Source organism: Nonomuraea maritima (genome assembly GCF_900100395.1).
GTDB lineage: Bacteria > Actinomycetota > Actinomycetes > Streptosporangiales > Streptosporangiaceae > Nonomuraea > Nonomuraea maritima.
This window is the reverse complement of record NZ_FNFB01000053.1, coordinates 16,275-27,007: the sequence shown is the minus strand read 5'-3', so window position 1 is coordinate 27,007 and position 10,733 is coordinate 16,275. Positions and strand designations below refer to the sequence as shown.

Here is a 10,733-nt window from a genome sequence, read left to right as displayed (position 1 = left end):
CCGGCTCCCTGCCGGGCTCGGTACACGATCTCAAGGCCGCCCGAATCTGGGGCATACTGCGCCGCCTGCAAGCTGCCGACCTGCTCACCCTCGCCGACAAGGGCTACGTCGGTGCTGGTGAGCACGTGCGTGTCCCGTACAAGGGCCGCAACAAGCCCGCCTCGCAAAAGGCCGCCAACGCCGCCCACGCCAAGCTCCGAGGCCCCGGCGAACGCGCCAACGCCCAGTTGAAAACCTGGCGCATCCTCCACAAACTCCGCTGCTGCCCACTTCTCGCAGGTCAGCTCGTCAAAGCAATCCTTGTCCTTCAACTCCGCGACGCGGGATGAAAAGCGCTCAATGGCGGTAACTTCCACTGGAAGTCTTCGATTTCCAGTTATCGTGAGCCTGTGGGTGCTTCCCCAACCTCTGTGGGAGTTTTCTCCACCCTCTTGCAGGTTTAGGGCGGACAGGCGCCTTCCGCCGGAGTCTTTGAGAAATTCTGTCAGATTTTCCGGATCAAAGGGCTGCCCAACTCTTCGTTTTAGGGCCGTCGAAGGTTGATTTTCAAAAGCCCACGTGAAGGATCCTATGTCAACGATGGGTTTCGCCCGTACCTTCAGAGCAGGCTCACGCTCAAGTATTTGATCTTTTCCAGCCTCGGCACCCAACTGACCACGCGTTTCGATTTTCGGTATCACTAGCCATTGCAATAGAGTGGCTATCACTGCCCCAAGGCAAATCAGGCCGATCTGAGAAAGGAGGCCGTTCCCTCGCCGTGGTCGGTCGGCATCGTGGCCGGCGTGTGCCGCAGAGTCCGCGGCGTCACCTTTGCGCTGTGGCGGTTGACTGCCTCGCCTTTTGCCTTTCCGCTTGCGTCCCACGAGACTCCTGTCGGCTAGACGGGAGATGTATTGTACATGGATTACCGCTCCGGAAATCCAGGGTCTAAGGTCGTGGGTACTTCTGAGGAATGTGCATGGCTCGCCGACTGCAGTAAGGTCCAGCCTCGCCGAGCTGGGATCGAGAAGATCTTCGCTAGACTCCGCCACATTACGGTGCAATGCGCAACACGAAGTCCGGTGCGTACAAGGCGGGATCAAGGAGTTCGCTCGCGGGAATCCCCGCCTTGTAAGCGTCCGTGAGGATTCGATTGACGTATCCCCTCACGTACGCCATGTCCGGCTCCGGGTCGGCGATCCGGGTGAACCCCGCGGCTTGATGGTCGTCGGTCCACACATGTCCGAGCAGCCTTCCACGCTGATCGTGCAGTGCGGCCCGCCGTTTCGGGTTGGTGGTCTTGGATTCGTAGGAGTCGTTTCTGGAGACGGTGATGGGGGTGACGTAGTCATAGAAACGAGGGTTCGGGGTTTCAGTCATCGTAGGGTCCTTCCCATCCGAGGTCAGCATCCATGGATGGTGGGGCGTCCCAGTCGGGTGGCTTGATCCAGCCATCTGGTACGACATCCGCTTCCATGTACCACTGGCCGTTCTTACGGTACACATCACGCACGATGTACGACGTGCCGCGGCGAAGGAGGATCTCCCGTTCGCCGATCAGCTCGGTGATGGGATACATGTTGAGCGCTTCGTGTCCCTTGGGGGCCCGTAACATCAGGCGGACATCCCCATCGAATCCCGCTCGTCGGCCCACGCTCGTGCTCAGGTATCCGGGTTCGGTGATCACGGTACCTGCCATGGCCTCCATGTCGTCGAGTGAGTTGATGTCGACTCCGATCGCCTCCAAGAACTTGTTTCCGACGCCTCTGTGTAGGACCACGTCGGTAGGTAGATGAGATTTGGCGATTGCGCGGTCCATGGCGGCGATTTCGTCTGTCAGTTCAGGAGCCCAGACAGCGTCGGGGTCAGTGGCCTTTGCGCGCAGAGCCGCATTGATCTTCATGTAGCCCGGACCGCCGTAGTCCCGCAGCGCGCGCAATTCCTCAGGGGCCAGGTCCGGTAGCGGCATGCTGTCGCGTGCCCATGCGCGGCCCTCGGCGTTGCTGGTGTGCCGTAATGCGTCGTCCAGAGGATTCCCGCCTGTCGCCGGCGGGGTGCTCGTCGGGGCAGATGGCGGACCGTTCCCTTCGGTTATGTCCGAGGGGCGTGTGGTCATGTCCTGCCTGCTGAATGTGCCCGTGGGTCCGCCGTCTTGGTCGATGTGCAGCCTGGGGGTTCGCGGAGCAGAGGAGACCGAAGGCTTGCCGGGGATCACGGCTTTGGCAGCCTTACCCAAGGCTCCTACGGTTCGGGTGGCGGCCGAAGCCACGCTGCTGGAGCCTGCAGTGGTGGCGGTCGCCACGATGTCCGGGATAAGGCGGCCGAACGCTCGGTTCGGATTGGTTGCCCAGGTTTCCCAGTCCACCGCCGCCTTGACGAACTCGACGGGATTGTCAATGGCAGAGGCCAGCGACCGTCCCAGTTCGATGACGTCGCGTTGCCAGCCCATGAAGTCGACGATTGCGCGGGGGAGAGAGAAGTCGATGGCCATCTCGCCCAGCCCGACGACGCTCTCCACGGCACCCTTGACTTGCTCCGACAGTCCGTCGCCGGAGTTCAGGTTCGGATCGAGGCGGGCTTGGAGTTCCTGACCGATGCGGTCCCAGGACCCGCCTGTCGTGGGCAGTACCGCTCCAGGCGCGAGGAGGGATTCGTCGACGGAGATCGGCGGTTTGCCGGAACCGAAGAGCTCAGGATCGGCCAGCTCCATGCGCTCCAGAAGGATCAACCGCTTGTTGATCTCGGGGCCCTGGCCTCCCGCCCATGCCCCTGCCCGCAGGATCGTGTCGGCTGAGGCGGTCGGCAGCAATGCTTTGCGGAGTATGGCCCACAACTCCTCGCCGATGGCGTCCAGCGACACTTCGGCCTGGTTCAGCGCGTCCTTCAAACTGCGGACGCCTTCGGGGACCATTCCCTCCAGCTGACCCATGGCCTACCCCGGGCTGTCCGCTGGTGTACGGGCCAACAACCTTCGAAGCTCGTCGACCGCATCGACGCACGCCCTGAACAGGGCTTGGCGCTGAGCGGTCAGGTCGTCGGCAAAGCGCTGTGCGGCAGGGCCGGTCCAAATGTTCTGGGCCATGAGCCCAGCCGCGCGGTCCAGGCCGCGCCTGGCTTGGTCGGTGAGTTCTTCGGTACGGCGTAACGCCTGCTCCACTTGCTCCCGGGTCATGAATGACTCCTTCGGGTGCGTTGGTCAAGGTCGGACCCAAGACGTAGAGCCATTGGACGTCGCACTACGTACTGCAGCAACCGAATCGCCCGGATTGGTCTGGAGTGTCGAGTGGGACGCCGTGAGCCGTGGCAACAGCTCAAGGCCGTTTGGCGCAAGCGACCTGGTGAAATGCCTTCAAGATCGCCCCCCGTATGTCCCCTGATCAAGGTCCTATGGCTGCACACGGGTGCTCTCAGTGGCCCATCAAGGGACAGGAAAGCAAAAGACCTGCGGTGAAGAAACCGCAGGTCGGAGGCTGAAATGCCTGGTGGAGAGGAGTGCCCCCGGCAGGATTCGAACCTGCGGCACCCGCTTTAGGAGAGCGGTGCTCTATCCCCTGAGCTACGGAGGCGGACTCACGTAAGCCTAGCGAAAGTATGGCGCTGAGTGGGACTCGGGAGGTGGGTCAGTTTCGGGTGGCGGGTTATGGGTGCTCTGAGCTGCGGTAAAGGCATGACAAGCGCGCGGATTGTTGATCTTGGTGCGTGGATAGCGTTCGCCTGTGACCAGGAGGCGATGTACGCGGACCCGGCGGCCCGTCGTGTTGTTCGGGGCGTTGCTGGCTCCGGCGATCCTTGCCGGGGGGTTGTTGGCCGGGGAGATGCGCGGCCTGGAGAGAGGGGTGTCGAGCGCTCAGGCGGCGGGTGGGGGGTCTCGATGGCGAGGATTCGAGCCGATGCTGGTGCCCGAACCCGCTCATCCTGATCGTTGGTACGAGGCGCGCGTGCCTCCCTTGGTGCCGGTGGTGTCGGAGCGGCGGCCGCGGGTTCCGCGGGTCAGTGTGCCCGTACCTGTTGAGGTGGTGGAGGAGGAGCCTGTGCGGCCGGCACCGGCGCGGACGGAGGCTGGGTGTCCGGACGAGTGGGCGGACACCTGGCTGTGGGAGTTGTGCCGCGAACGCCGGCAGGAGATGGCGGCCCGAGGTCGTTGGTTGCCCGACATATGACCCCCTGCACGCGGTCTCGATATACGCGTCTCAACATGCAGGTGCCCTGAGGATGTCGAGATGCGGGTCCGATCTACGGGCCGGGACATGTGAGCGCTGGTGCTGCGGCAGCCCATGTTGAGCAGTTCTGGGAGTGTTCGGTCCACCGGCGCAGGCGGGTGGATGTACGGCTGGACGACGCGGTGGCACAGGGCCGGGCGGCTTACGACCTGAAAGCAAGTGGTGCGTAGGTCGGGGTGGACGTTCGGCTGAGGGGCGGCGGGTCTGGTGGCCCGGACGTCGGGCACGTCTGAGCGTCAGGGCAAGCGCGGCTCGGGTGGGAGTGGGGCTGGTTCGCGAGGTGAGGGCGACGTTTCTTGGGTGGGAGTGGCACAGGAGGTGTGGGTCGCTGCCCTGAGCAGCGGTCTGGTGAGGGCGGTGTGCGCCGGAAAGTCGGTCTGAGAGGTGCGGGCGCTTTTGAGTGGCGGATTGGTAGGTGCGGCGTGCTGCTCGGGGTCTGTAGTACGGCGTGTTGCCTGAGGGCGGTCTTGTGGGTGGCGGTCCGGCCGGTGGATGGTCGGTCTGGTGTGTGCGGCGTGCTGTCGGAGGGTCTCTGTACGGCGGCGAACGGCGGCGAACGGCGGCGAACGGCGGCGAACGGCGGCGAACGGCCGGGAACGGCGGCGAGCTCGAGCTGGCCACCCACATGGCCCATCAGGGCGGCGTGTACGTCTTGACGAGCCGACCGCCGGCCTGATCACCGGAGGCATGAGCGTGGTGAAGCCGCCCAGGCGGTGGCCGATCAGAGCCACGGAGGGCTGAACCGGTGGGCGGCTGAGAGGCCCGGTCAGGTAGGGGCGGTGTGCCCCCGTGGGTGGTCGCTCTGGGAGGTACGGGGCTGTGGATGTGGTGGTTCGGTGGTGAACCCCCTAGTGATTGGGGGCGTAGGTCGGTATGGGGGGACGTTCGTGAGCCGGGTTTGCGGAGGGTGGGGAGGAGCGGGGGCAGCTGTGTGCAGTGGGTGATTTGTCTTATAACGGCTCTTCGGAGTTGGGTCCGGCTACTCCGGGGGCTGTAGTAACGTGCGTCCCTGACCAGGGTAACGAGTTCGCAAATGGAGGAGTCCGACGTGCCAGCCCCTCGATCAGCGGGTCTGATCGCGGTCGTCATGGCGGTGGCTTTTCTCCTGGTGCCCTGGGTTCACCTGCCTGCGTACGCCAAGACGGTGGAGCAGGTAAGGCGTGAACCGACCAACCTGGCCGAGTTGCGGAAAGAGGCGGAGCAGTCGGCGAAGGAGCTCGAGGACGCCACCCGCGCCCTGGAGAAGCGCCGTACCGACATCGCGACCTCCGAGAAGCAGCTCAAGACCACGCTCGCCTCGTTGCAGCAGATGGAGCAGCGGCTCTCGGTGATGCGGCAGCCTGTGTCGCAGCTGGCCGAGCTGCTGTACGAGCAGCCGCTCGCGCAGAACAGCATCATCCCGTTCCTGTCGGGGAACGCGAGCGAGAAGACCCTGCGGGCGTTCACCAACGTGACCCAGATGGTGGCGGTACGTCAGCAGGCGGTCGAGCAGACGAGCGCCCTGTACGAGCAGGCCGAGAAGCTGGCCTCCGAGGCCCAGGAGCTGCGGGCCGGCAACCTGCTCGCCGAGGCGCAGCTCGCGGCCGAGGTCAACACGTTGCGGCAGCGGTCCGACAAGATCGTCAAGTCGTTGACCGCGGCGCTGGTGAAGCTCGGTGTGAAGATCGACAAGAGCGGGAAGGACGCGCTGGGCTGTAACCCGCTTCATGCGACCTCGGCCGGCGACTATCCGAACGGGTTGATTCCCAACGCCATGCTGTGTCCGCTGCAGCAGAAGGGCTTCAGCCTTCGGGCCGACGCCACCATCGCCTTCGTGAGCCTGAACGAGGCGTTCAAGAAGCAGTTCGGCAGGCCGATGTGCGTGACCGACGCCTACCGCAGCCTGGCCGAGCAGCAGTCGATCTACTACCGGCGGCCCGGGTTCGCCGCGGTGCCCGGACGCAGCAATCACGGGCTCGGGCTGGCCGCCGACCTGTGTGGCGGGGTGGAGCGGTCGGGGTCGGCGGAGTTCGTGTGGATGGAGCGGAACTCCAAGCGGTTCGGGTGGTTCCATCCCGCGTGGGCCTACAGCAACCCGTTCGAGCCCTGGCACTGGGAATACGACCCCAAGATCGACGCGCAGCTCTGACGGGGCTCTCAGCCGGGTCTGATGGTGATCGAGAGGCGTCCGTGGGCCTGGGCGCTCGCGAGCTCCGCCGCCTGGCCCGGCGTGGCCGCCACAACCATCAAGGCCCCGCCGTGGGTGTCTCGCTCGCCGGTGGGCGGGACGGTGATGACCGTCGTGCCGGACGTGATCTGGCGGGCCGGCACGCCCTCCTGCGCCGAGGACAGCAGATCGACCGTCGAGCCTGGCGAGACCAGCGTCGCCGTCGCCGCGTCGGCGACCCGTACCGGCGTGGCGACCAGGCCCGGCGGGAGGCGGTAGGAGGCGAGCAGCCGGACGTCCGTCAGTGGCTCGCCGCGGCGCATGGGGGTGGCCAGGGTCTGACCGGACGGGATCTCGCGGATCGCCCCGGCGGGCGGGGGATCGAGTGCGGCCGGGTGGAAGTCGCCAGAGCGTACCGGACCTGGCTGCAGGTCGCGGGACGCCACCAGCACCGTGGGCGCGCCGGCCGCCGGTCTCGTGGCGAGGTAGGCGGACATGACAGCGACGGCGGCCAGCGCCGCCGCGACGAGGCGGCGGCGACGGGCGTAGCGGGTGAACCAGGAGCGGGCGGTCATGGGAGCTCGAAGGGGAGCTTGATGCCGTCGAGGGCCGAACCGCACAGACAGTCGCGTTGCTCCGGCAGGGCCTGCACGGTCGCGGACACGAGGGTGCGCATACGGACGACGTTCTGCGCGAAGAACGCCAAGACCTCGTCGTGCGTGACGCCCTGGCCGGCCTCGACCCCGGCGTCGTGGTCGGTCACCAGCGAGATCGACGTGTAGCAGAGGGCCAGCTCGCGGGCCAGGATGGCCTCGGGGAAGCCAGTCATGCCGACGATCGACCAGCCGTTGCCCGCGAACCACTGCGACTCGGCGCGCGTGGAGAAGCGCGGGCCCTCGATGACGACGAGCGTGCCGCCGTCGACGGTCTGCCAACCGCTCTCGCGCGCTGCGCTTACGGCCACCGCCCGGCCCGCCGGGCAGTACGGGTCGGAGAAGGAGACGTGGACGGCTCCGTCGGTGTCGTAGTACGTCTGGACGCGGCCGGACGTGCGGTCGACGAGCTGGTCGGGGATCACGAGGGCGCCGGGGCCGTACTCGGCCTTGAGGGAGCCCACGGCGCTCGGGGCGAGCACCTGGCGGACGCCGAGCGCGCGCAGCGCCCAGAGGTTGGCGCGGTAGGGGATGCGGTGCGGCGGGAAGCGATGATCTCGCCCGTGCCTGGGGATGAACGCCACGGAACGCGAGCCGATGCGTCCGACGGTGACGACGTCGCTGGGCGGGCCGTAGGGGGTGTTGAGCTCGATCTCCTCGGCGTCGTCGAGCAACGAGTAGAACCCCGATCCGCCGATGACGCCGATGTCTGCGCGAGTGACCATGGCGCGAGAGTATCCGGAAGCGTGGTGGGGTCCGGAAGCCGGAACGGCATTCTGTGGACAATCGGCTTCGGCCGGAGTTCGGCCTGTGGATAACCGGCTTCAGCCGAACTTCGATCGGGTCTGCGGGTAACCGGTCTCAGCCTGGCTCCGGCCTGTGGGCGAGCGGTCTCGGCCGACGTTCCCGAAGCTCGCGACCGCCTACCGTGACGCGGGGGTGGCCGGTTGTCCGGGCTGGTGGACAACCGATCGGCAACGCTGGGGCTGTGGGCGACTGCGCCGGACACCCCGGTGGTAGGGGGCAGCCCGCCGAACGTCGGCCCTTCAGGGGCACACCCGGTGCGACGGTGTCCATGCGGACTTTCCGTCCGTCCGTGTTCACACACTCGCATGGGCGGCGGCGCACCATGCACAGACCGTCCGTACAAAATCACGCCTCGAGGGCGCGCGAGCGCGCGCCCGGGAAGGCGGTTGACCGGATCAACCCTGTACGAGCCCCAGCGCCGGCGACCCGGCAGGATGCGGAGGGGTCAGTTGGAGGCTGCGGCCGGGGCGGGAGCCGGGGAGGACGTCGCCGAGTCGGACTTGCTCTCGCTCGACTTCGACGACGAAGAGGACGACGACGAAGAAGGCTTGGACGAGGAAGAGGACGACGAGCGGTTGTCGGTCTTGTAGAACCCGGAACCCTTGAAGACGATGCCGACGGCGGAGAACACCTTGCGCAGGTTGCCCTCGCACTTGGGGCAGACCGTCAGTGCATCGTCGGTGAACTTCTGAACGACCTCGAGCTGCTCACCGCAGTCGTTGCAGGCGTACTGGTAGGTCGGCACGCACTCCTCCTTCAAGCATTTGGCACTCGAGCGATGCGACTGCCAATGCTAACCGATTGGGTGAAACACCTATTCCAAGCCTTGCTCCCCGTACCACCCTGCGAGCTTGCCGCGGCGGCTCACCGCGCGCAGCCTGGTCTCGACCTCGTCGCGGCAGGCGGCGGTGGTGACGACGAGCAGCTCGTCGTCCACCCGGAGCCGCGTGGAGCCCTCGGGTACGAACGAACGGCCGTCGCGTACGACGAGCGTCACCGCGGCGCCGGACGGGAAGCGCAGCTCGAAGATCTCCACGCCGTGCAGCTTCGAGCCCGGCGGGATCTTGACCTGGAGCAGGTCGGCGTTGAGCTCCTCCAGCGGCGCAGACTCCACCATGAGCTCGTGAGCCTCGCCGGGGGCGCCGACGCCGAGCAGCCGGGCCGCGAACGGCAGCGTCGGCCCCTGCACGAGGGTGAACACGATGACGATGACGAACACCTGGTTGAACAGGTCCTCGGAGCCCTCGACCCCGGCGGCCCACGGGATGGTCGCGAGGACGATCGGGACGGCGCCGCGCAGTCCGGCCCACGACAGGAACGCCTGGTCGCGCCAGCTCACCCGGTCGACCCGGAGCACCCGCGCCACCGCCGCGCTCACCGCCACGGACACCGGCCGGGCCAGCAGCACGAGTGCGGTGCCGGTGATCAGCGCGGGGACGACGGCCGACGGCAGCTCGTCGATCTCGGCCAGCATGCCCAGCATGACGAACAGCCCGATCTGCGCCAGCCAGCCTGCGCCTTCGGCGAACCCCCTGGTGGCGGCCCGGTGCGGCAGGCGCGAATTGCCCAGGATGACGCCTGTCAGGTAGATGGCCAGGAAGCCCGAGCCGTGCAGCAGCGCGGCGCCGCCGTACGCGACGAAGGTGAGGGCGAGGGCGGCGATGGGGTACAGGCCCGAGGCGGGCAGGGCGACGTGGCGCAGGGCGTAGGCGCCCGCGGGGCCGACGGCGAGCCCCACCGCGGCGCCGATGACCAGCTCGACCAAGGTCTCGAGCAGGAACGTTCCCAGCCCGGCGTCGGCGTGGGCCGACGAGCTGAGGAGCATCACGGCGATGACCGTGGGGGCGTCGTTGATCCCCGACTCGGCCTCCAGCGCGCCCGCCAGCCGCGGCGGCAGCGGCAGGCGACGCAGGACGGAGAAGACGGCGGCGGCGTCCGTGGAGGCCAGGACCGCGCCGAGGATCAGCGCCTTGGTCATGTCGAGGTCGAGCGCGTACCGGACGACGACCGCGACCACGACCGTGCTGACCGCGACTCCCACGGTCGCCAGCACCATGGCGAGCGGGACGGAACGCCGCACATGCGACCAGGTCGTCGTCAGACCACCCTCGGCCAGGATCAACGCCAGCGCGGCGAGGCCGATCTTCTGGACCGTCTCAGGATTGTGGAGAACCACTCCGAAGCCCGACGACATGAGCAGCCCGAAGCCGAGGAACACGAGGAGGCTGGGCAGACCCGTCCGGTGGACGAGGCGCACGGCCCCGATGGCCGCGATCACGATCACGGGACCGAGAAGGAGCCAGACGTCCAAGGTCATCTGGCTCCCCTTTCGTATCCGCGTTCACATAAGACTAGTGAGTCCCGAAGGGGTCATCGCGTAACGAACCGGCCGGTCATGGGGTTCGTGAGGGACATCCTCAACGAGCTCCCCGTCGTGCAGCAAGGCCACCGTCGGGACGTTCGGTCCGACCCGGGCGAGGGCGCGGTCGTACGAGCCGCCGCCGCGGCCGAGGCGGACGCCGGTGTCCCGGTCGACCGCGAGGGCAGGGACGATCACGAGCGCGGCCGTGCGGATGGCCTCGACGCCGCGGCGGGTGTCGACCGGCTCCATGATCCCGCGGCGGCCGGGGGCGAGCGTGTCGGGTCCGTCGTACACCGCCCAGTCGAGGTCGTCGTCGTCCCGCAGCACCGGCAGGATGACCGTGGCGCCGTGTTTCCACAGAGCGAACACGAGCCCGTGGGTATCCGGTTCGGAGCCTGTCGACCAGTAGCAGGCCACCAGCCCGGCCATCTGGACCCACGGCTGTTCGAGCAGCGTTTCGCGGACTTTGACGGCGTTGTGGCGCAGTTGTTCGGGGGAAAGGCGCGAGCGCGCCGCGTTCAGCCGGCGGCGCATGTTCTGCTTGTCCACAGATCCCTCCACTAGGG

General features: G+C 67.1%; 10 protein-coding genes and 1 tRNA gene. 2 read left to right on the top strand and 9 right to left on the bottom strand.

Translation table 11 applies throughout. The annotated features are described in order from the left end of the window. On the top strand, nt 1–329 hold a 329-nt coding region (locus BLR04_RS38565), incomplete at its 5' end, for a transposase family protein (RefSeq protein ID WP_143022421.1). Between the two features lie 703 nt (nt 330–1,032). On the opposite strand, the gene BLR04_RS40275 is transcribed toward BLR04_RS38565, so the two are convergent. The 4 genes from BLR04_RS40275 to BLR04_RS38545 all read right to left on the bottom strand — a co-directional run bounded on the left by BLR04_RS40275 (nt 1,033) and on the right by BLR04_RS38545 (nt 3,545). Then, nucleotides 1,033–1,359 carry a hypothetical protein gene (locus tag BLR04_RS40275; RefSeq protein WP_143022420.1) on the bottom strand — a complete coding sequence of 109 codons (327 nt, stop codon included), beginning with the start codon at nt 1,357–1,359 and terminating at the stop codon, nt 1,033–1,035. Then, nucleotides 1,352–2,908 carry an ADP-ribosyltransferase gene (locus BLR04_RS38555; protein ID WP_090774116.1) on the bottom strand — a complete coding sequence of 519 codons (1,557 nt, stop codon included), beginning with the start codon at nt 2,906–2,908 and terminating at the stop codon, nt 1,352–1,354. The genes BLR04_RS40275 and BLR04_RS38555 overlap by 8 nt, the downstream gene beginning before the upstream one ends. A gap of 3 nt (nt 2,909–2,911) precedes the next feature. Further along, on the bottom strand, nt 2,912–3,151 hold the full coding sequence (locus tag BLR04_RS38550; RefSeq protein WP_090774115.1) for a hypothetical protein: 240 nt from the start codon (nt 3,149–3,151) through the stop codon (nt 2,912–2,914). Nucleotides 3,152–3,472: 321 nt separating this feature from the next. Beyond that, a tRNA-Arg gene (locus BLR04_RS38545) sits at nt 3,473–3,545 on the bottom strand. 1,702 nt (nt 3,546–5,247) lie between these two features. Here BLR04_RS38545 and BLR04_RS38535 point away from each other — a divergent pair. Continuing rightward, entirely contained in the window at nt 5,248–6,327 is a 1,080-nt protein-coding gene (locus tag BLR04_RS38535; RefSeq protein ID WP_245740996.1) for a D-alanyl-D-alanine carboxypeptidase family protein, read from the top strand. 8 nt (nt 6,328–6,335) lie between these two features. Here BLR04_RS38535 and BLR04_RS38530 read toward each other — a convergent pair whose 3' ends face one another. The 5 genes from BLR04_RS38530 to BLR04_RS38510 all read right to left on the bottom strand — a co-directional run bounded on the left by BLR04_RS38530 (nt 6,336) and on the right by BLR04_RS38510 (nt 10,716). Continuing rightward, nucleotides 6,336–6,920 carry a CpaB family protein gene (locus BLR04_RS38530; protein ID WP_090774112.1) on the bottom strand — a complete coding sequence of 195 codons (585 nt, stop codon included), beginning with the start codon at nt 6,918–6,920 and terminating at the stop codon, nt 6,336–6,338. After that, a complete protein-coding gene (locus BLR04_RS38525; protein WP_090774111.1) occupies nt 6,917–7,723 on the bottom strand; it encodes an S-methyl-5'-thioadenosine phosphorylase in 807 nt (268 codons plus the stop codon). The genes BLR04_RS38530 and BLR04_RS38525 overlap by 4 nt, the downstream gene beginning before the upstream one ends. Nucleotides 7,724–8,250: 527 nt before the next feature. Further along, nucleotides 8,251–8,550, bottom strand: coding sequence for an FmdB family zinc ribbon protein (locus BLR04_RS38520; RefSeq protein WP_090774110.1), 300 nt, complete (start codon nt 8,548–8,550; stop codon nt 8,251–8,253). 69 nt (nt 8,551–8,619) lie between these two features. Next, entirely contained in the window at nt 8,620–10,122 is a 1,503-nt protein-coding gene (locus tag BLR04_RS38515) for a potassium/proton antiporter (protein WP_090774109.1), read from the bottom strand. A 24-nt stretch (nt 10,123–10,146) separates the two neighbouring features. Next, on the bottom strand, nt 10,147–10,716 hold the full coding sequence (locus BLR04_RS38510) for a 5-formyltetrahydrofolate cyclo-ligase (RefSeq protein ID WP_090774108.1): 570 nt from the start codon (nt 10,714–10,716) through the stop codon (nt 10,147–10,149). Between the last annotated feature and the right edge of the window lie 17 nt (nt 10,717–10,733).